This window comes from Halalkaliarchaeum sp. AArc-CO (genome assembly GCF_024972735.1).
GTDB lineage: Archaea > Halobacteriota > Halobacteria > Halobacteriales > Haloferacaceae > Halalkaliarchaeum.
Genome location: NZ_CP087723.1, coordinates 2460354 through 2481635, shown reverse-complemented (window position 1 = coordinate 2481635; position 21282 = coordinate 2460354). Strand labels below are relative to the sequence as shown.

Below are 21282 nucleotides of genomic sequence, written 5' to 3'. Positions count from 1 at the left end.
CAAACTGCTTGTCGCTACTCCAGGGCGTCGGCGACCATCTGCACCGGATGGGGCGGCTTCTCGCCGAGCCCGTCGCCGATCTGCTTTTTACAGGATGCGCCGGTGGCGACCACCGTGTCGCCGGGGCTGTCGTCGATCTGCCCGCGCAGGATCTCGAACACCGACTGACTCAGCGAGTAGTGTTCCGCCTCGTAGCCGAACGAGCCGGCCATCCCACAGCAGGTACTGTCGAGGTAATCGACGTCGTAGCCGGCCTGTGCCATCACGGTCGCGGCGTGGTGACCCTTTTTGGTCGCCTTGTGCAGACAGTTGCCGTGGTAGGTGAGCGACTCGTCGACCGCGCCGAACGTCAGGTTCTCGACGAGCCCGAACGTGTCCAGATACTCGAGGGTCGAGTAACTGTTCTGGGAGACGGCGTCGACGCTCTCCCCCGATATCAGGTCCGGATAGTCCGACTGGAACATCACGGACGCCGATGGTTCGACGGTCACGACGTCCCAGCCCTCGCTGATCTTCGGCGCCAGCCGGGCGACGTTCTCGCGGGCCGTCTCGCGGGCGACGTCGATCAGCGCCTTCGAGTACGCCGGCCGACCGGTGTCGGTCACCCCCTCCGGCAACTGGACGCGACAGCCCGCCGCCTCGAGCACGCGGATCGCCGCCTTCCCGCGTTCGACGTACATGTAGTTCGTGTACGGATCCACCACGAACAGCACCCGGCGATCGGCGTCCGACTCCGGAACCGCTGGGCCGCCGCGGTCCTCGAACCAGTCGACGACGGTGTTGCGTTTGAACTCCGGTAACGCCCGCTCTCGGGCGATACCGATCGTCTTTTCCATCACCGTTCCGACGCCGGGCAGCCGCATCGCGACGTTCGAAAGGGGGGCAAAGGCGCTGCCGACCTTCAACATTGTCCCGGCGTTGCCGAACAGCTTGTCGCGGAGGCTGGCGCCGCCGTGTTTTCGCTTGTAGTGGTACTCCACTTCCGCCTTCAGCTTCGCCATGTCGACGCCGCTTGGGCAGTCGTTCATACAGCCTTTGCAGCTCACACACAGGTCCAGCACCTCGTGGACGAACTCGTCGCTGAACAGCACGTCGTCCTCGAGGTTGCCGTTCATCGCGTTCCGGAGCATGTTCGCCCGCCCCCGGGTCGAGAGGATCTCCTCTTCGGCCGCCCGGTAGGTGGGACACATCATGCCGCCGGTGTGTTTCTGGTCGCCACGGCAGCCGGCACAGCCGTGACACAGTTCCACCATTCCCTGGAATCCGTTGTCGTTCTCCCAGTTCAGCGTCGGCTCGAACGGGAAGTCGAACTCGTAGTCCGGACCGAACCGGAGGTTCTCGGTGAGTTTGACGTCGCCACACACCATCCCCGGATTCAGTATCCAGTCGGGATCGACTGCGGTCTTCAACTCCCGCATGGCCTGCCAGAGCTGTTCGCCGTACAGCTTCCGGTTCCACTGGGTCCGGGCGCGTCCGTCGCCGTGTTCGCCCGATATCGAACCGTTGTACTCCACGACGAGGTCGGTGATCCCCTCGGCGATCGATTCGATGTCCTCGGTCCCCTCGACGGTTTTCGTGTTGATGAGGGGGCGGATGTGAAGCACGCCGGGGCCGGCGTGGGCGTAGTAGGACGCGAACGTGTCGTGGTCCTCCATGATCTCCCGGACGTCGGCGACGTACTCCGGAAGGTTCTCCGGCGGTACCCCGGTGTCTTCGTTGAACGCGATGTGTTTCTCGTCGCCCGTCCGGGACAGCAGGATCGGCAGGCCGGCCTTCCGCATCGTCCAGAACTCCTTTTGGGTCTTCGCGTCGTGGGCCTCCAGCGCCCGTTTCGCGTACACCCTGTCGCTGGTGACGTTCCCGGCGTCGCCGTCGGGCTCGACCGTCGGCGTCGCGTCCGGAAGTCGATCCGCGAGCAGGTTTGCGACCTTTCGTTTCCCGTCGGCGTCGCTGTCGGCGTAAAACTCCACCAGCAGCGTCGAATCGGTGCCCTCCGGGAGAATGTCGACGACGTCGGCGAACTCGGGAGTCTCCCGCGCTAGATCCAGGAGGACGTCGTCCATCACTTCGACCGCGGCGGGATCGTGCTCGAGGATCGGCGCGACGTCGTTCATCGCGTCCATCACGTCGTCGTACGTCAGCATGACGACCGACTTCGTCTCGGGGATCGGCTCCAGCGACACCGTCGCCTCCGTGACGACTGCGAGCGTTCCCTCGCTGCCGGCCAGCAGGCGGGCCAGGTTCACGGTCCCGGGTTCGCTATCCGGATCGAGCCCCGAGTTGTCCGGGAGCCGGCGCTTCCCCTCGGCCTCGTCGACCAGCATGTCGAAGTTGTACCCGGAGACGTTGCGCTTCAGCGTGGGGTATCGATCTTTCACCTCCTCGGCGTGCTCCTCGAGGATCAAGCTGGCGACCGCGTAGAGTCGTTCCTCGAGATTGCCCTCCCGGTCGCCCCGCGCTTCGAGTTCCTCGACGGTCACTTCTCCGAGGGTCGTGACCGTCCCGTCCGCGAGAACGACCTCGGCCTCCTCGAGGTAGTAGTCGGCCTTCCCGTACTTCAGGGAGTGTGCGCCCGTGGTGTTGTTGCCGATTGCGCCGCCGAGGACGCTTTTGTCCCCCCAGGCGGGGTCCGGCGCGTATTTCAACCCGTGCTCCGCGAGGGGGTCGTTCAACTGTGCGAGGGTGATCCCCGGCTCCGCGGTCGCGAGTCGCCCGTCCGGATCGATCGACACCACGTCGTTCATGTACCGGGAGAAGTCCAGCACGACGGCCTCGTTGACCGTCTGTCCCGCGAGGCTCGTCCCGCCCCCCCGGGGCAGAACCGGGATCTCCCGTTTCGCGCAGTACTCGACGACGGCACTCACGTCGTCAGTGTGTTGTGGGAAGACGACGCCGATCGGCATGGCCTCGTACATACTCGCGTCGGTCGCGAACATCTCCCGGGTGAACTCGTCGAAACGGACGTCGCCGTCGACCAGCGGCCGAAGCTCTTCGACGAGATCCGGCCGATGTATCGGACCGCCCCGATAGTCGTAGTTCGCACGGCGCTCTTGTGATGGATCCGCACCGCGTGTGATCGCCGGAGGTTCCGTCGGCTTGCCTGCCATGGTAATGGTCCTCAAAGAGATATTGTAGAGGAGACCCTTCAACCGGTCGGTCGGTTACTGGGGCGTCCGAACGTCGCCTGCCGCGTCCGTCTGGATCAAGGCGACTCCGAGCAGCACCAGCGCCCCACCGACGGCGACGGCTGGCGTGACGACCTCGCCCAGCAGGGCGACGCCGAGGAGCACAGTCACGAGCGGTTCTGCGGTCCCGAGGATGCTCGCCTGACTGGCTTCGATGTGCTCGAGGCCGGTTACGTACAGGAAGATCGGAAGGGCGGTCCCGATCACCGCGATCCCGAGGATGATCCCCCACTGCTGGCCACCTGCCGGGACGAACAGCCGTCCCGAAACGAAGCCGAATCCGACGAACGAGATCGAGGTGGCGATCAACACGACCCCTGCGAGGAGATCGGGAGCGATCGACCCGAGCGCCGCGCGGCTCCCCGCGATGTAGAGCGCGTATCCCAGCGCGGCAAGCAGTATCAGCGCGATCCCGAACGGGTCGATCGCGGCGGTGTCACCGCCGACGATCAGGGCGACCCCGAACACGGCAACCACCAGCGCGACCAGCTTCAGCCGGGTGAGCTGTTCGTTCAAAACGCTCACCGAGATGGCGTACACGTACGCCGGATACGTGTAGAACGCGATCGCCGCGACCCCCGCCGGAATGTACAACAGTGCCCAGAAGAACAGTGCCGAAAAGGAGGCGTACAGCAGTCCCAGCGCGAACGCGACCTTCAACTGTCCCGCCGGGAGGCGACGAGCCCGGCCGAGAACTGCCAACCCGACCCAAAGCAGGCCAGCACCGATAGTGAACCGGAAGGCGAGAAGCGTCGTCGTGTTGAGGCCTGCCGCTTCCGCGAACTTGCCGAAGATGGCGAGCGTCCCGAACCCCGCAGAGGCAACGAGTACCAGCAGGACACCGAACGTGTGTCGCTTCACTGTGTCCGGGTTCGCCACCGAACACCGTAAACCGAACGTTTGCGGTGTCGCGAACCGGTTCCTCGTAATGATTATTTTCGGCCGTAACCGGACGATCGGCCCACGGGGTGGCCCACTGACCGGTAAATCACTACACTAATTATCATCAGTCACCGGGGATCGGTTCCCCGGACGTGCCGGTCGTTCGTGCCCGGGATGCCATCACCGTGAACCCGCCGGTGGCAAAGACGATGAACCCTGCCGCGAGCAGGAACCCGGCCTCGGTGGAGACGAAGTCCATCGTCGTCCCGACTAGCACTGGGCCGGTAACCTGGCCGATCTTCCAGGAGAGCGACCGCAAGGACATGCTGGAGGCTACCGAGTCGTACGCCTCCCCCTCCTCGACGAACAGCGCCATGCTCGCGGGCAGCCGGATGCTGTCGGCGAGCCCGAGCACTGCGTAGGCGGAAAACAAAGCGAAGAACGCCCCGCCGAGCACCATCGAATCACCGAAGAAGGAGACGTGGTACGGCTCGATCCGGCCTTCGAAGTACGCGGCAAGCGGAATCAGCCCGGTGCCGAGGCCGTAGAGGATCGCCCCGACTGCGACAAAGTAGTGTTTGTGACCCAGGCGGTCGGTGAGATCGCCCACGAACCCTTGCGTCAGCGCCTTGGTTAGCTTCCCGCCCGCCATGATCCACCCGATCGCGAACGCGGAGATGCCGAACGACGTCCGAGCGTAGATCGGGAGGAAGATAATGACCGCCATCTTTCCTACGCTGAACGTGAATCGAAAGACGATCAGCGCACGCAGCATCGGCAGGTCGAGCAGGTCGCGGAACGTCTCGACGCCGCCTGCCTCATCGGGATCCTTCCTCCCGCCGGGGTTGTCACGCAGGAATCCGAACACGAGAACGAATGCGCCCAGCGTGACGCCCGACAACACAACGTACGTCGTGGTGAAGCCGTGTGCGTACAGGAGGTAGCCCCCAACGACGTCGCCCGCCAGCGAGGAGAAGGAGGCGAACTGGTTGTATGAGCCGAGCCACCGTCCCCGCTCGCCGTCGGGGCTGATCTCGCCGACGATCGTCGATCCCGTAATCCACAGCACCGACGCGCCGAGGCCCTGGAGCATACGGACGAGAACGACGTGAATCGAGTTCTGGACCAGGATAAAGCCGACGAACACGCCGACGTTGATCAGAAACCCCGCAAGCAGGAACAGCTTCGCGTTTCCGGTGTCGACTTTCCGTCCGAGTGGCAACACGACGAACAGCTGGACGATCGCGAAGGCAGTTCCGAACAGCCCTTCGACGAAGCCGGAGGTCCCGAACGCGTCGGCGTACAGCGCCAGTGCGATCAGAATCGTCGAGTACGCCTGGCTCCTCGCGAACGCCGTTCCCGCGAGGGCGGCGAACTCTCGATCCTTCAACAGTCCGATCGAGCTCCCGAACCCGGCCACTGTTACGTTTCGAAACACCCCGGTGGGCAGACAAAAAAGACACTATTGCCGTCCGTCGCGCCGTCGATTGCCTCCCGTCCACTCCCCTCCGGCCGTGAACCGCCCGGGGTCTCTCTACAGTTCGATCCGCTCGACGAGTCGATCTTCCCGTTTCGTGTTTATGGCGATGATCCGAACCAGGTCCTCGAGCAGCGAATCCTCGAGTTTCGCCTTGAGGAGGTTGTCGACCTGGTAGACGCCGGCGGCGTTCGTCATCTCGATTTCGACGTACACGGGACTGGAGTTACCTTCCTCCAGCCGAACAGACTGGATCGCCTGCGAGGAGAGTGTGTTGATCCCGCGGCCGCCCTGTTCGTACGGCGCCCGGGAGCGACCCCGCTCCATGTCGAGGCCATCCGCCACCCGGATGATTCCGGCCTCCCGGGAGAGCGGGATCTCCTCGGTGTGGTGACAGAGGATTGCGTGTAGCGTCTCTGATTTCACCTTGACCGCGTCCTCGGGGCTATAAAACTCCGGCAACAGCCGGTCGAGGACGTCCGCTGCCAACGGAATCGAGTAGTAGACGTGTTCGTCGCGGTGAACTACGTGGCCGATGTCGTGTAAGGTGGCCGCCAGTGCGACGATCACCGCCTCGTCGGCCTCTTCGAGCCCCTGATCGCGGGCGCCGTTGAACTCCACGCCGCCGCGCTTGAGCAGGTCGTACAGCCTGAGCGCCCGGTTGCGGACGATCTCGACGTGTTTCTTCCCGTGGTCGTTGTACCCCATTCGGTCGACCGGGTTGACGTTCTGGGCCCGGAGATACGTCCGGATTTCGGGATCCGACTCGATCGCTTTCAGGACGCGATTCACCTTCTCGTCGGGGAAGTCGTGTTCCGCCTCGGGATCGTACTCCCGACCACCGCCGCCCTCCTCCGACGCCGGGGGGAGGTCCATCTCCTCGGGGGTGACGGGTTCGGAGTCGACGTCCTCGGAGTCGACGCCGTCGGGATCGACATCTTCAGAGTCGATGTCCTCGGGGTCGACGTTTTCGGTCATGTCCCCTGCGAGGGTGTCCCGGGAGAAAACGCTGTTGCCTTTTATATGAATGGGAGTAGAACCCGCAACCGACTCGAATGACGGACCTCGGTACGGTGATCCTCGTGACGTTTCTCGCCGGCGCGGCGACGGGTGTGGGTGCGCTCCCCGTCTTCTTTCGAACGGATGTGAGCCACCGGACCTACGACGCCGCGTTGGGGCTCGCCGCCGGAGTGATGGTCGCCGCCAGCGTCTTCGGCCTCATCGTCCCGGGGATGGAAGAAGGATCGCTGCCGGTCGTCGTCGCCGGCGTGTTCGCCGGCGGGGCGTTCCTGCTGGTCGCAAACAGGTTGATTCCACACTTCCACGCCCAGTACCGGGGGCTCGTCGGGGAGGGCGGCGCCGACGAGGCGGCACTGACGCCGACGATTCGGCGGGCGGTGCTCGTCGGGGCGGCGATCACGCTGCACAACGCCCCGGAGGGGCTGGCGATCGGGGTCGGGTACGCCTCCGGGCTCGAGGAGGTTGCGCTGGTGCTCGCGATCGTGATCGCGATACAGAACGTCCCGGACGGGTTTGCCTTCGCCGTGCCGTTCGGCGAAACGGGAATCTCCAGGAGTAAACTGCTCGCGTACACGACGCTGTCGGGAGTCGTTCCACAGGTCGCGGCCGCCGTCGCCGGCTTCCTGTTCGTCGCCCTCTTCGAGGGACTGTTCCCCTTCGCAGCTGGGGTCGCCGCCGGCGCGATGCTCGCGGTCGTCTTCCGGGAGATGATCCCGTCGAGCCACGGCCACGGCTACGCGGACGCCGCGACCGCCGCGTTCCTCGTTGGCTTCGCGTTGATCGTCATCGTCGACACCGTGGTCGTCACTTGACCGAAGGGAGTCGTCGGGCGGGCGCAGTCCCGGGGTTCGGTTCACTTTCACCGCGATGGCGGAGAGGTTTTACGTTCCGGCGGGGAAGGGGCGGGCACACGAATGACGTCCTTCCAGTCGACGCTCGGCGAGGATGCCGGGATCGCCGAGGAGCTGGCCGAGGGCCAGCGGCAGATCTCCATCGCCGAGTTCTTCGAGAAGAACAAGCACATGCTCGGGTTCGATTCGGGGGCCCGAGGACTTGTTACAGCGGTAAAAGAGGGTGTAGATAACGCTCTCGACGCTGGAGAGGAGGCAGGAATCCTCCCCGACATCTACGTCGAGATCGAAGATGTCGGCGACTACTACCGTCTCGTGATCGAGGACAACGGGCCCGGGATCACCAGAGAGGAGATGCCGAAAGTATTCGGAAAACTCCTGTACGGCTCCCGGTTCCACATCCGGGCTCAGTCGCGCGGTCAGCAGGGGATTGGAATCTCCGCGGCCGTCCTGTACTCCCAGCTCACCTCCGGGGAGCCCGCGAAGATCACGTCTCGACCGAAAGGGGCCTCGGAGGCGGAGTACGTCGAGTTGATCATCGACACCGACGACAACGAGCCGGAGATCAAGGAGGCGAAAACCACCAGCTGGGACCGCCCGCATGGCACGCGGATCGAACTCGAGATGGAGGCGAACATGCGCGCCCGGTCCCAGCTCCACCAGTACATCAAACACACTGCGGTGGTCAACCCCCACGCCCGGATCGAGCTCCGGGAGCCCAAACTCGACGAGCCGCTGAAGTTCGAGCGCGCGACCGACCAGCTCCCCGCCGAGACCAAGGAGATCCGCCCACACCCCCACGGCGTCGAGCTCGGGACGCTCATCAAGATGCTGGAAGCAACCGACTCCTACTCGGTGTCGGGTTTTCTCCAGTCGGAGTTCACAAGAGTGGGCGGAAAGACGACAGACAGCATCGTGGCCGCGTTCCGGGACCGACACTACGGCCGCGAGATGTCCTGGACGCCGCCCCGGCCCCACGAGGACGCCGACGTCGGGGCGGCTCTCGAGGAGGCGGTCGCCAACAAGGGCAAGGAGGCGACCGCAGCGTTCGCCGAACGGGTCACTGACGCGCTGGCCGATCGCGACCGGGTGACGCATTTCCAGCTCCGGAGCCTGATCGAACAGGCCGCCGAGGCGATCGAAGACGAGACCGGAAAGACGTTCGGTGAAACGGTCCGGGAGAAGGCGCTCGACGCCGCCTGGAACGAGATCACCGACGAGGGGCTCGACGATCCGGAGGCCGACGAGGTCGACCGGGGGGACGTCAGCGCCGGAGACGGGGCGGGCGGTGCCAGCGCCGGTGGATCGGACCGGGGTCGGCTCACAGCCGACCTGTACGCCCTGGTGGACGAGGCGACCAGCGAGCGGAAGGACGACGCCACCGTAGAGGCGCTGGCCCGGCGGATCGCCCGGAAGTTCGCGTCCGGGGACGAGCGCCACCGTGTCACTCGCGAGGGGCTCCGGACGTACGTCGACGACGCCGCGGAGGCGACGATGGAGTACGACGGCGCAACGGTCGGCGAGACCGCTCGGGAGAACGTCACCGAGACGTTGTGGGCGACGATGGCGACCGTCCCGGACGATCCGCCGAAGGTGAAGGTCGTTGCCGACGAACGAAATGCCGCCAGAGACCTGCTCGAGGCGATGCGGGAGACGGACATCCTCGCGCCGCCGACGGACTGTCTGGCGCCGATCACCGCCGAACTCGTCGAGGCGGGGCTCCGCAAGGAGTTCGACGCCGACTTCTATGCGGCGGCGACCCGCGACGCCGAGGTACACGGCGGCGATCCGTTCATCGTCGAGGCCGGGATCGCCTACGGCGGGGCCTTGCCCGCAGAGGGGAACGCCGACGTGCTCCGGTTCGCTAACCGGGTTCCGCTGGTCTACCAGCGCGGGGCGTGTGCGACCACCGACGTCGTGAAACGGATCGGCTGGCGCAACTACGGGCTCGACCAGCCCGGCGGCAGCGGCGTCCCCAATGGGCCGGCGGTGATCATGGTCCACGTCGCGTCGACGAACGTTCCCTTTACCAGCGAGTCGAAGGACGCCATCGCGAACGTCCCGGAGATCGAAGACGAGATCGAGCTGGCGATCCGGGAGGCGTCCCGGGAGTTGAAGTCCTATCTCAACCGTCGGCGGTCGATGCAAAAACGCCGGGAAAAGCAGGACGTCCTCGGGCGGATCCTCCCGGAGATGGCCCAGAAGGTGTCGGAGGTGACCGGCCGGGAGCCGCCCAACATCGACGGCGCGCTCGCGCGGATCATGAACAACGTCAGCGTCGAACGGACCGTCGAGAACGGGAGCGTCACGCTGCACGTCGAGAACTACTCTGATCGGGGGGAAGAGCTCGAGATCACCGAAATCGTGAGCCAGAAACCCTCCTCGATCGGCGACGGCGCGTCGGCAGTGGAGGTCGACGGGGAGTATTTCCTCACCTGGACGGTCGACGTCGCCGCCGGCGAGGAGGCACAGCTCAGCTACGACGTCGACGGGGAGGCGACGTTCGACATCAACGTCGACGGGATCGACGCCGAGAAACTGACGATCGACACCTGATCACGGATAATACATGAGCACACAGGATTCACAAGCGGACGCACGCGAGGAACTCATCGCCCTCGCCGCGGAGTTTTACGACCAGTTCGCCGAGGGGCAGATCCCCGAGATGACACTGCCCACTCGGACGAAAAGCAACATCGAGTACGACGAGGAGAAGGGCGTGTGGGTGTACGGCGACCGAACGTCGACTCGATCGGCGAATTCGGTTCGCGGGGCCCGGAAGCTGCTGAAGGCGGCCTACACGATCGAGTTCCTCGCAAACCAGCTCGAAGAGGGGCGTTCCTCGACCCTGCGTGAGCTGTACTACCTCTCGGAATCGTGGGACAACGAGGAGGCGCAGTTCTCGAGTCAAGACGAGTCGAACCAGCTCGTCGAGGACCTCGAAATCGTCTCGGAAGTGACCCGCGAGGACTTCCACATGCGCCCGGAGGAGTCGGGCGCGACGCTGATGGGTCCCCTCGAACTCCGCGAGCAGACCCGGCGCGGGGAGCGGGAGATCCACTGCCAGAAGGACGTCGGCGAGGGGGGCTACCAGATCCCGAACAATCCGGACACGATCGAATTCCTCGATCACGACGTCGACTTCATGCTGGCCGTCGAGACGGGCGGGATGCGCGACCGGCTGGTCGAGAACGGCTTCGACGAGGAGTACAACTGTCTGGTCGTCCACCTCAAGGGACAGCCGGCGCGGGCGACCCGTCGAATCATCAAGCGGCTCCACGACGAGCAGGGGATCCCGGCGCTGGTGTTTACCGACGGCGACCCGTGGTCCTACCGGATCTACGGCTCGGTGGCGTACGGCTCGATCAAGTCGGCACACCTCTCGGAGTATTTGGCGACCCCGGAGGCCGAGTACGTCGGCATCCGGCCGGAAGACATCGTCGAGTACGATCTTCCCACGGACCCTCTTTCTGACTCGGACGAAAACGCCCTGGAGTCGGAGCTGGAAGATCCGCGGTTCCAGACCGACTTCTGGGAGGAACAGATACAGCTCCAGCTCGACATCGACAAGAAGGCCGAACAGCAGGCGCTTGCCTCCCGCGGACTCGACTTCGTTACCGACACGTATCTGCCCGAGCGGCTCGACGAGATGGGCGTCTTGTAGAGCGCCCTCACGTTCGGCTGCCTTCAGCTTTCGTCGCGGAACACGATCTCTTCGATTTCCCTTCGAGGGCCGTCGCTGTCGTCGTTTTCGTACTTGTACACCGCGCCCTCCTCTTCGTCGCGGGTCGCGTTGTGTGACCCGTCACAGAACGGCTTGTTCGCGGAGAGCCCGCACCGACAGACGAAGATCGCCCCGTCGTCGCCCATGTCGTCCTCGTCGAGCCGCTGCGGTCCGGTTTCGGTGTGTGTGACTTCTCGCGCCATGCGAAGTAGGTGACTCCGTGACGTGGTAAACGTGTGGACATGGGATCGATTTGCTGCGATCGGTTCGAGCGGCGGCCGTCACCCGATCACAGCTCGTCAGTGAGGAACGCCGTGACGGTCGCGTCCCAGTCGCCGCGTCGCTCCTCGTAGGCGGCATGGCCGGTGCCGCCCAAAAGCGCCAGCTTCGCGCCGTCGATCCCGGCGGCAGTCTCCCGCAGGGTCGACTCCGGGAAGAAGTGGTCGTGACTCCCACCGACGACCAGCGTCGACGCCTCGATCTTCGACAGCGCCTCGCGCCCGTCGTGGTCGCGACACGCCGCACACGAAACGACGAAGTCGTCCGGCGCCGCGGGCTCGCGCAACAGCCGGGACGCCACTCGCACGATCGGCGGGTACAGCAGCTTTCGGTACCCAGTGTACGACACCTCGACGGCGTCGAGGTACACGTCCCGGAACCGGTGTTTTCCGCCCCACGCCGCCCAGCGGTCGAGCGTCTCCCGCCCCTCTGGACCGACACGGGCGCCCGCGGCCCCCAACACCAGCCGTCGGACCTGTTCGGGGTGCTCCGCCGCGAGATGCTGGGCGATCAGTCCGCCCATCGAGAGCCCGAGCACGTGGGCCTCGCCGATCCGATCTAACAGCGCGGCGTAGTCGTCGGCCATCGACTGAGTCGTCGCTTCCCCGGGGAGATCTCGAGGTCGACTGACGATCCACACGTCGTACTCGCGGTACGCTCTGAACATGCCGTACTGGAGCAACGCGCCGGTGACTGTGGACGTGCCAGCCGGTCGGAGCGCGTCGCTTATCCCCGGAAGCACGACGAGCGGAACGTCGCCGCTCCCGAACCGGTAGTACGGGAACACGCGATCGCCGACGAGGTAGGTGCCGTGTTCGGCCATGTGCGACAGTTGGGGTGGCAGGGATAAAAACATCAGCCAGATGAAACTGTGCCGGGGATGCCGAGGACGGACTGTTCGGTCGATGGTCCGACGCGAAAGAAACGAAGATCGGAGCGGATGCGGCGATCGGACGCCGGTCCGGTGGTCGAACGGCGATCCGGCGGTCGGATGGGTGTCAGGCTGTGGCCGACTTCACATTGCGCCGCCCATGCCGCCCATACCGCCCATACCGCCCATACCGCCGGCACCGCCGGCGGGCATATCGTCGTCGCCGCCGTCGTCGCCGGAGGCGCGGAGGTCGCCCGCAGCGATGACGTCGTCGATCCGGAGGATCATCACGGCCGCCTCGGTGGCGGATTCGATCGCCTGAGTCTTCACGCGGAGGGGTTCGACGACGCCCTCCTCCTGCATGTCGATGACGCCGCCGGTGTAGGCGTCCAGCCCGGCCGCGCGTTCGCCGCCGTCGTGGCGGGCGCGCAGGTCGACCAGCGAGTCGATCGGGTCGAGGCCGGCGTTCTCGGCGAGCGTGCGCGGGATGACCTCCAGCGCGTCGGCGAACGCCTCGACGGCGAGCTGCTCGCGGCCGCCGACGGAGTCGGCGAAGTCACGCAGGTCCAGCGCCAGCTGTGTCTCGGGTGCGCCGCCGCCGGGCAGCACCTGTCCGTCCTCGAGAGTCGTGCGGACCACGCCGAGGCTGTCGATAATCGCACGCTCGACTTCGTCGACGACGTGTTCGGTGCCGCCCCGGAGGATCAGCGTAACCGAGCGAGCCTCCTCGACGTCCTCGACGAAGATGCGCTCGTCGCCGCCGACGTCCTTCTGGGCGACGGAGCCGGCGAAGCCGAGGTCCTCCTCGGAGAGGTCATCGAGGTTGGAGACGACCTGACCGCCCGTCGCGCGGGCCAGCCGGCGGAAGTCGTCACTTTTGACCCGGCGGACCGCCAGGATGCCCTCCTGGGCGAGGTAGTGCTGGGCCATGTCGTCGATTCCGTCGCCGACGAAGACGACGTCGGCGCCGACGTCGACCAGCTTGTCGACGTACTCGCGGAGCTGCTCTTCCTCCTGGTCGAGGAACTTCTGGAGCTGGTCGGGGTCGGTGACGTTGACTTCGGCGTCGATTTCGGTCTCCTTGACCTCGATTGCACCGTCGAACAGCGCGACGTTCGCGTCCTCGACCGCGTAGGGCATGTTCTCGTCGACGCGCTCCTTGTCGACGATGACGCCCTCGACGAGTTCGGAGTTGTCGATGGAGCCGCCGACGACCTTCTCGACGGAGACGTTGTCGGTGTCGACCCCGTCGTCGTCGGCGACCGCGGTGACGGCGTCGACGACGAGTTCGGCCAGCAGGTCGCGGGCCGACTCGGCGCCTTTGCCCGTCATCGCCGTGGCGGCGAGCTGGGTGAGCACCTCGCGGTCGTCCTCGCTGACGTCGATGGCCTGCTCTTCGAGCAGTTCTTTGGCCTTCTCTGCGGCCTGGCGGTACCCCTGAGCGAGCGTCGTCGCGTGGATGTCCTGGTCGAGCAGCTCCTCGGCCTGATCGAGGAGTTCACCCGCGACCACGACCGCCGAGGTCGTCCCGTCGCCGACCTCGTCCTCCTGGGTCTCGGCGACCTCGACGATCATGTTCGCCGCCGGGTGGTCGATGTCCATCTCCTTGAGGATGGTGACGCCGTCGTTCGTGACGACGACGCTGCCCGTCGAGTCGACGAGCATCTTGTCCATCCCTTTCGGGCCGAGGGTCGTTCGAACCGACTCGGCGACGGCCTTGCCGGCCGTGATGTTCATCGTCTGGGCGTCCTTGCCGGACGTCCGCTGGCTCTCCTCGGAAAGTACGATCATGGGCTGGTTGCCCATGCGCTGTCGCTGAGACATAGTCGTTCCCCGATTGTTTGTGATTCTATATAAATCCTTTGTTAGCGGTCGGCCGGAGAGACTCTACAGCCCGTCGAGCGCCCCATGTCATTCCTTCACGCACAGGGTTTAAATAGTGTTCACGCCGGAACTGGCGCTGAATCGGGAAGCGATTCTCTGGCTCGTTCGATCGCCGCTTCGACGCTCACCGGTTCGGTCGCTGCATGGAATCGAAGCGTCGCGGAGGTTCCGTCGTTCCCGGTTTCCACGTCGATCGTCCCGTCGTGTACTTCACAGACCCACTTCGCGATCCACAGTCCGACGCCGCTCATGTGCCGGAGTTCAGACTCCGATTCCGCCTCCAGGGGAGCCAGTTCGTGCGGCGGGATTCCGGGGCCGTCGTCCGCGATCACCAGCTCGATCTCGCCGTTGGTCCGGCGAATCTCGATCGTGAGCCGAACCGCGTCGTCGGCGCCGTCGGCGTGTTCGATCGCGTTTTCGAGCAGTTCTTCGATCCCGTGTCGTATCGCCGGGGTCGCCTGTACCGGTGCTCGTTCGGGAACAGTCGAGGTAACCGTGATGTCGGGAGTGTCCTCGAAACTGGCCTCCTCGAGACAGCGTTCTGTTACCCGAACGAGATCGACTGTCCCGTAGGTTTCGTCGGTGATGTCGAGCTCGCCCAGGATCCGGATCTTGTCGCTCATCGTCGCGATCCGTCTGGAACGCTCGAGGGCGTGGTCGAGTTTTGCTTTCGATTCCGACGTATCCAGTTCGTCGTAAACCATGTCTACGTAGCCGTGAATCACGTTGACGTCGTTCCGGATGTTGTGCCGGAGCACCCGGTGGAGTACCTGGATCTGCTCGGTGGCGGTGCGGAGACGCTGTTCCGACTGTTCGAGCCGTCGCTCACGCACCCGCGTGAGTCCGAAGATCAGACCCGCTGACAGTGCCACAAAGACCCAGCCTTTGATCGTCTGGAGGAAGGCAGCGACGTCCGGGTCGGCGACGAAAAGCACGACGGCGGAGTCCGTGGTTGCGATCCAGAGGATTCCGAACCCGAGGTACACGAACGTAATATTCACCGGGGACAGGGCGAGCAGCCGGCGTGTGGACATACTGTACCCCAGAGACTACTCCCTCAATAATTCGGGGGATAGAATCGGGAGCGTTTTCCGGGCGGAACGCCGCTCTGGAGTATGGCTGTTCCGCTCGCACTGGACATCGACGGGACGCTCACGACGCCGACGGGCCGGCTGGATCCCCGCGTCTTCGAACTGCTTCCGGGGTGGGACGCCCCGGTGATTTTGGCCACCGGGAAGGCGTTTCCGTATCCGATCGCACTCTGTCACTTCCTGGGACTTCCAGAGCGGATCGTCGCCGAAAACGGCGGAGTCGTCCATGTCGACGGCGAGACCACCCTCCGGGGCGACCGGGAGGCGGCGTGGGCCGCCCTCGAGGCGTACGCCGACCGGGGCGGAAGCCTCGAGTGGGGGCCCGACTCGACGGTGAACCGGTGGCGCGAGACAGAGGTCGCGCTGTCGCTTTCGGCCGACGAGGCGCTGCTCCGGGAGGTCGCAGACGAGTTCGGACTCGTCGTCGTCGACACCGGGTTCGCGTACCACCTCAAGTCGCCGGAACCGACCAAGGGCGAGGGGCTGGCGGCGATCGCCGACCGGCTCGGCGTGCCCGCAGAATCGTTCGTCGCGATTGGCGACTCCGAAAACGACGTCTCGACGTTCGAGCTGGTCGCCGAGTCGTACGCCGTCGGCAACGCCGACGAGGCCGCCCGGCACGCTGCCGACACGGTGGTGTCCGAAGAGTACATGGACGGTACGGCGACGCTTTTGCGGGAACTTCGCGAACGAGACCGCTGAGCGGTTCGGGTCCGCCGTCCGTTTATCCGTCGTCGCCGGTCGCGTCCCGCATCTCGGGGATCGTCGCGTCCGTCTTGAACGCCGTCCCGCTGTAGTGCGCTCGCGTCGCTTCGAACCCCGCATCCCGGAGCCGGTCGACGAACTCGTCCATCCCGATCGCCGGCCGGCCCCACTGTTTGCACAGGCGGTGCTGGTCGTAGTGGGTCGGCGTCTCGAGTTCGCAGGCGACCGTCTCCAGGAGTTTCCGAGCGCGCTTTGCTTTTCCCATGTCGTCGGTGATCGCATCGCGGACGCTCACAACGAACTCCGCGTCCCGGATCGGGCCGAGCCACAGGGGGCCGGCCGTGAGCACCCGTTCGCTACCACAGACCGAACACGAGTCGGGAGCGTCGGCGTGGAAGCCGCGCTCGGCCTCCCGGTGGAGGCAGTCCTCGCAGTGGTAGACGTGACCTAGCTCCTCAAGGAGTTTGTCGGCCGCGCGTGCGCCCGATTCGAGTTCGAGATACGTCCGGGCGTAATGTCGGGAGACGTGCGAGCAGATCGGGGTCGCGGCCCGGTCGTAACGGGCGGCGGTCCGCACGAGCGCCGACAGAAGCGTTCGGAGGCCCATCTCCGGGTGGTAGTCGGTGTTCCGTGGCACTGCACCGTACTTCCGGATCCCGCTGGCGAGGTGGGCCCCACAGAGCGGTGCGGTGTCGGTCGCGGTGACACACACCAGATTCCGGGTGTTGGCGAACGCGGCGTCCGCGAACGGGATCGGCGTTCCGTACGGGTCCAGGTCGGTCACGTCGAACACACGGTTGCGGTCGTGGAGCAGCGCGTTCACGTCCCGGCGGACGACCTCGCCGTCGAGCCCGTTCCGGTCGAGGTTTCCGCGGGCCAGTTCGACGGCGTCGGTATCGACGTCACAGCAGGTGACGTCGTACCCCTCGGCGGCCGCTCTGACCCCCCTGATTCCGGAGGCGGCCATTGCATCGAGATACGACTCCACGCGGTCGTCCCGATTCCGATACGCCCGGAGAACCGCGACGGTCACGTCTCGGTTGAGCTCCTGTTCGGGGTTGAAAAACACCCCGTCGCCGGTGCCGTCGCTGGCGCCGTCCCGGGCGTCGGTCACGTCGATCTCGACGCCGCCCTCCTCGATTCGCATACCCGCAGGTGGCCGCCGGGGGTATAAAAGGCCACGCTCCAGCCCCGCGGTCGTCGCGTTCCCGAACGTACCGGTCACGATCGTCGCGTTCCCGAACGGTTAACCGCCCCGCGTTCGGCGTTGCACGCATGACGCAGGCTGCCGATCTCGTGCTGCTGAACGGCGAGATCCACCCGTTTACTGCGAGAGCTGACGCGAGCGAATTCCACGCCGGACCAGGCGCCGACCTCCCGGAGGCGCTAGCGATCCGGAACGGGAAGATCGTTCGTCTCGGAACGACGTACGACGTCGAGTTCCTCGCGGGCACGAACACGACGGTCGTCGATCTCGGCGGCGCGGTGGTCGTCCCAGGGTTGATCGACGCCCACACCCACATGACGACCACCGGTCGCTATCTCGTCCACGCCGACCTCTCGGACGCCGGGAGCCCGTCGGAAGCGCTCGGCAGGCTCGAAGCCAGGGCCGAGGAGCTCGACGTCGACAGCCCCGACGGGGATGACGGCGATGGAGGTGACACCGACGGCGACGACTGGATCCTCGGGTTCGGCTACGACGAATCCAGCTGGGAAGAGTCCCGGTATCTCACTCGGGAGGATCTGAACGCCGTTTCGGATACCCAGCCGGTTGCGGCGTTCCGGGAGGACATGCACGTCGCTTCCGTAAACTCGGTCGTCCTCGACCGGCTCCGGTCGTCGATGCCCGACGACGACGTCGAGACCGAAGCGGGGAAGCCCACAGGCGTGCTCGTCGAGGAGGCGGTCGATCCGGTGTACGACGCGATCGAGCCGGGCCCCGACGAGACCCGGAGCCTGCTTTCGGCGGCGACCGAGCACGCCGCAGGACTCGGCCTGACAGGCGTCCACGACATGGTCCGGCGATCGTACGCCCCGCAGGTGTACCGGGATCTGGATCTCGACGGCGAGCTCCCGATCCGGGTGCGACTCAACTACTGGTCGGATCACCTCGACGCGCTCGCGGAGCTGGGGCTCCGGACGAACCACGGCAGCGACAGGGTGCAGGTCGGCGGGGTGAAAACGTTTACAGACGGTTCGATCGGCGGTCGCACCGCGAAGCTGTCGGCGCCGTACGACGACGGCGACGGCACCGGACAGTGGGTCGTTTCACCCGCGGAGCTGTCGACGCTGGTCGAGCGGGCCGACGACGCCGGCTTCCAGTTGACTGTCCACGCCATCGGCGACGAGGCGATCGACGCGACGCTCGACGTCTTCGAGGAGCACGCGACGGATCCGGGGGCGTCCAGACACCGGATCGAACACGTCGAACTCGCGACTGACGAGGCGATCGATCGGTTCGGCGAGCTGGGCGTCGTCGCATCCATGCAGCCGAATTTCCACAAGTGGGCGGTGTCCGGGGGGCTGTACGAATCCCGGCTCGGCGACCGTCGCCCCCGGACGAACCGCCTCTCCAAACTGCGCGATGCGGGCGCGCCGCTGGCGTTCGGTAGCGACGGGATGCCGCTCGGGCCGCTCGTCGGGATCCACTGGGCGGTGAATGCCCCCGCCGAGAGCCAGCGGCTGTCGGTGACGGAGGCGATCAGGGCGTACACGCACGGGGCAGCCTACGCCGGCTTCGACGAGGACCGGCTCGGGACGATCGAACCCGGTACGTGTGCGGACCTGACTGTGCTCGCCGAATCGCCCTGGGAATCGCCCGACCGGATCCGGGAGATCGACGTGGCGATGACGATCGTCGACGGGGAGATCGTGTACGACGGCCGGGGCGACGCGTCCAGACTGTGAGTTCGAGGCTACTCCGACCTCGTGGGATTGCCACTCACGCCTTGGATGACCCGCGTGGCTGTCGCCTTCCAGGTGAGCGCAACCTCACAACCCGACTCGACGTCGAGTCGGCGTGCGCTGTCTTTCGTGAGTAATGCTCGGAACGTGATATCGTCGCCGTCACTCCCACTGTCACTCCCACCGTCGCTTCCGCCGTCGCGTTCTCCTGGAACGTCGATCCGGACCGTGAACACTGTCTCCCCGGAGTCGACGCCGGCGACGACCCCCTCGAGCCGGTTGCGGGCGCTGGTGGCGTCCGGCTCCGGCACCGCCCCTGATTCGTGGAGCGTCACCGCGTCCGCGCCGATCCGGATGTGGGCGTCGTCGCCGACTGCTACCCCCTCGTGGAGGCCCCGAAACCGCCCGACGTCGGTTTCGAGCGTCGCCATTTCGCCGTCGATTTCGCGAACGACGCCGGACAGCACTGTTTCGGGTACGGTTGCCGTCGCCGAGACCGCTGCCGAGAGGCGGTCGTAGCGATCGAGCAGGCGGCGACCGGTTCCGGTCAGCCGGCTTCCCCCGCCGCCCGAGCCTCCCCGCCGGCGTTCGACGAGCGGACCGAACGCCGCTTCGAGAGCTTCGATTCGACTGAGCGCTCGTGCCCGGGAGCGCCCCAACTCCGTCGCTGCAGCTGCGACCGACCCAGTCCGGTGGATCATCCGCAATAGCACTGCATCGCGCGTGTCGAACTCGACGTCGCCTTCAGCGAGCGTTGCCTTCGCTCGGCCGGCCGGACTCTCGTCCATACGGTCTGTTTTGACTCCGGCGTAGTTAGTCGGTTCGCCTGCTGCAGGCGGACCGTCCTGCCAGTCAGTACACGAGCTCCCCGTCGATGAATTTCTGCACTCGTCGGTCGTCTGGATCTGTAAAGACGCGGTCGGTCGGCCCGACCTCGATGAGCCGACCCTGCAGCATCACCGCCACCCGGTCGGCGACGCGTTCGGCCTGGTTCATGTCGTGGGTGGCGATCGCGACGCCCAGGCCCTGGTCGCGGGCGGTCTCGATCGCCTCCTCGAGGACAGCGGTGTTGCGGGGATCGAGGTCCGAGGTCGGTTCATCCAGGAGCAGGAAATCCGGATCGTACGCCAGTGCCCGGGCGAACGCGACGCGCTGGGCCTCCCCGCCGGACAGCGAGGACGCGTCCTGCGTAGCCGCCTCCTCGAGCCCGACGATTTCGAGCGCTTCGGTCGCCACTGTGCCGTTTTTCTTGCCGATGAGACGCGAAAACCACTGATTCAGTCGGTCATCCCAGTCGCGCCGGATCTGCAGTCCGTAGCTCACGTTCCGACGAACCGAGGCGTCGAAGAGGTTCGGCTCCTGAAACACCATTCCGATTCGCCGTCGGGCCGCGAGACGATCCCGTTCGGATTGGGCCCAGACGTCTGTCCCGTCGAGGTGAATCGACCCGACGTCGGGTCGGTCGAAGAGCGCCAGCAGCCGCAACAGGGTGGTCTTTCCGGTACCGGACGGGCCGATGATCGCGAGCACCTCTCCCGGGTTCACCGAGACAGTGACGTCTTCGAGCACGGCCTCGCCATCGAAGCCGTGACTCACGCCTGCGACGGCGATCCCGTCTGCTGTTGTAGACGGCTGTCGGTCGATCCGGGCCGTCGAGTCGCTCATATCCGGCCACCCCCCAGGCGGAGGACGACGCCGTTGATGAGTAACACGAGCGTGACTAGGATCGCTCCCAGGATCAAGGCGAGTTCGAACCGGCCCTGGCGGGCCTCGAGCTGGATTGCCGTCGTGAGTGTGCGGGTGACAGAGTGTCCTTCTGGGCCCGCGATGTTGCCGCCGACGATCAACACTGAACCGACTTCGCTTATGGCCCGCCCCAACCCTGCAAGTATGCCTGTGACGATGCCGTATCGAGCTTCCTTGATCGTGACGAGCGCAACGTCGAGGCGGGTTCCGCCCATCGCGTACGCGGCGTCACGGACCCCTTGCTCGACGCTCGTGACCGCTGCGAGGCTCACACCCGTTATCACCGGCGTGGCGAGCACGAACTGGGACATGATCATCGCTTCTCTGGTAAACACCAGATCGAACGCTCCCAGCGGTCCCTGACTGGAGACGGCAAACAGGACGACCAGCCCGACCACGACGCTCGGGAACCCCATTCCCGTGTTGATGACTGCGACCACGAATCCCTTCCCTGGAAAGTCGGAGAACCCGACGAGCATGGCCACTGGAAGGCTAAACAGCGTGCTCAACACCACCGCGGTGAGACTCACGTACAGCGAGACGTAGATGATGCTCTCGACGTAGTGACGCTCGAACGGAAAATCGACGAACAGTACGCTCCAGCCGGCCTCCAGCGCCGCCGCGAAGGGGGGTAACGCCGCCGATGCTCCTATCATGGGTTGG

17 protein-coding genes are annotated in these 21282 nt (G+C 65.6%); 5 read left to right on the top strand and 12 right to left on the bottom strand.

Translation table 11 applies throughout. The features are described from left to right. Window positions 1-14 precede the first annotated feature (14 nt). The 4 genes from AArcCO_RS12980 to AArcCO_RS12965 form a co-directional block, all read right to left on the bottom strand. The gene (locus AArcCO_RS12980) at window positions 15-3107 is read right to left on the bottom strand and encodes an FAD-binding and (Fe-S)-binding domain-containing protein (RefSeq protein WP_259533929.1); all 3093 of its coding nucleotides are present in this window, start codon (window positions 3105-3107) and stop codon (window positions 15-17) included. 54 nt (window positions 3108-3161) lie between these two features. Then, complete coding sequence (locus AArcCO_RS12975) at window positions 3162-4046, bottom strand: DMT family transporter (RefSeq protein WP_259533928.1); 885 nt, start codon at window positions 4044-4046, stop codon at window positions 3162-3164. Window positions 4047-4191: 145 nt separating this feature from the next. Beyond that, window positions 4192-5487, bottom strand: a complete 1296-nt coding sequence (locus AArcCO_RS12970; protein WP_259533927.1) for an MFS transporter — start codon at window positions 5485-5487, stop codon at window positions 4192-4194. A 114-nt stretch (window positions 5488-5601) separates the two neighbouring features. After that, window positions 5602-6420 carry an HD domain-containing protein gene (locus AArcCO_RS12965; RefSeq protein WP_259536441.1) on the bottom strand — a complete coding sequence of 273 codons (819 nt, stop codon included), beginning with the start codon at window positions 6418-6420 and terminating at the stop codon, window positions 5602-5604. A 179-nt stretch (window positions 6421-6599) separates the two neighbouring features. Between AArcCO_RS12965 and AArcCO_RS12960 the strand changes: the two genes are divergently transcribed. The 3 genes from AArcCO_RS12960 to AArcCO_RS12950 all read left to right on the top strand — a co-directional run bounded on the left by AArcCO_RS12960 (window position 6600) and on the right by AArcCO_RS12950 (window position 11079). After that, on the top strand, window positions 6600-7376 hold the full coding sequence (locus tag AArcCO_RS12960; protein WP_259533926.1) for a ZIP family metal transporter: 777 nt from the start codon (window positions 6600-6602) through the stop codon (window positions 7374-7376). A gap of 102 nt (window positions 7377-7478) precedes the next feature. Next, a complete protein-coding gene (locus AArcCO_RS12955; RefSeq protein WP_259533925.1) occupies window positions 7479-9971 on the top strand; it encodes a DNA topoisomerase VI subunit B in 2493 nt (830 codons plus the stop codon). Between the two features lie 13 nt (window positions 9972-9984). Next, window positions 9985-11079: a DNA topoisomerase IV subunit A gene (locus AArcCO_RS12950; protein WP_259533924.1), complete on the top strand. Its 1095-nt coding sequence runs from the start codon at window positions 9985-9987 to the stop codon at window positions 11077-11079. 23 nt (window positions 11080-11102) lie between these two features. Here AArcCO_RS12950 and AArcCO_RS12945 read toward each other — a convergent pair whose 3' ends face one another. The 4 genes from AArcCO_RS12945 to AArcCO_RS12930 form a co-directional block, all read right to left on the bottom strand. Beyond that, on the bottom strand, window positions 11103-11342 hold the full coding sequence (locus tag AArcCO_RS12945) for a CDGSH iron-sulfur domain-containing protein (protein ID WP_259533923.1): 240 nt from the start codon (window positions 11340-11342) through the stop codon (window positions 11103-11105). An 86-nt stretch (window positions 11343-11428) separates the two neighbouring features. Beyond that, window positions 11429-12241, bottom strand: a complete 813-nt coding sequence (locus AArcCO_RS12940; RefSeq protein ID WP_259533922.1) for an alpha/beta fold hydrolase — start codon at window positions 12239-12241, stop codon at window positions 11429-11431. A gap of 192 nt (window positions 12242-12433) precedes the next feature. Beyond that, window positions 12434-14080, bottom strand: coding sequence for a thermosome subunit alpha (gene thsA / locus AArcCO_RS12935; protein WP_259536440.1), 1647 nt, complete (start codon window positions 14078-14080; stop codon window positions 12434-12436). A gap of 152 nt (window positions 14081-14232) precedes the next feature. Then, window positions 14233-15207: a sensor histidine kinase gene (locus AArcCO_RS12930; RefSeq protein WP_259533921.1), complete on the bottom strand. Its 975-nt coding sequence runs from the start codon at window positions 15205-15207 to the stop codon at window positions 14233-14235. Between the two features lie 81 nt (window positions 15208-15288). Here AArcCO_RS12930 and AArcCO_RS12925 point away from each other — a divergent pair, with 81 nt between their 5' ends. Next, window positions 15289-15966, top strand: a complete 678-nt coding sequence (locus AArcCO_RS12925; RefSeq protein ID WP_259533920.1) for an HAD-IIB family hydrolase — start codon at window positions 15289-15291, stop codon at window positions 15964-15966. A 22-nt stretch (window positions 15967-15988) separates the two neighbouring features. Here AArcCO_RS12925 and AArcCO_RS12920 read toward each other — a convergent pair whose 3' ends face one another. After that, window positions 15989-17116 (bottom strand): tRNA (guanine(26)-N(2))-dimethyltransferase, encoded by a 1128-nt coding sequence (locus AArcCO_RS12920; protein ID WP_259533919.1) that lies wholly within the window; start codon window positions 17114-17116, stop codon window positions 15989-15991. Between the two features lie 128 nt (window positions 17117-17244). Here AArcCO_RS12920 and AArcCO_RS12915 point away from each other — a divergent pair, with 128 nt between their 5' ends. Further along, on the top strand, window positions 17245-18876 hold the full coding sequence (locus AArcCO_RS12915) for an amidohydrolase (protein ID WP_259533918.1): 1632 nt from the start codon (window positions 17245-17247) through the stop codon (window positions 18874-18876). Between the two features lie 8 nt (window positions 18877-18884). On the opposite strand, the gene AArcCO_RS12910 is transcribed toward AArcCO_RS12915, so the two are convergent. From AArcCO_RS12910 to AArcCO_RS12900, 3 genes are all read right to left on the bottom strand, one after another. Then, window positions 18885-19661 carry a LysR family transcriptional regulator gene (locus AArcCO_RS12910; RefSeq protein ID WP_259533917.1) on the bottom strand — a complete coding sequence of 259 codons (777 nt, stop codon included), beginning with the start codon at window positions 19659-19661 and terminating at the stop codon, window positions 18885-18887. Window positions 19662-19725: 64 nt separating this feature from the next. Further along, window positions 19726-20538 (bottom strand): amino acid ABC transporter ATP-binding protein, encoded by an 813-nt coding sequence (locus AArcCO_RS12905; RefSeq protein WP_259533916.1) that lies wholly within the window; start codon window positions 20536-20538, stop codon window positions 19726-19728. Continuing rightward, window positions 20535-21275, bottom strand: coding sequence for an ABC transporter permease (locus AArcCO_RS12900; protein WP_259533915.1), 741 nt, complete (start codon window positions 21273-21275; stop codon window positions 20535-20537). The genes AArcCO_RS12905 and AArcCO_RS12900 overlap by 4 nt, the downstream gene beginning before the upstream one ends. Between the last annotated feature and the right edge of the window lie 7 nt (window positions 21276-21282).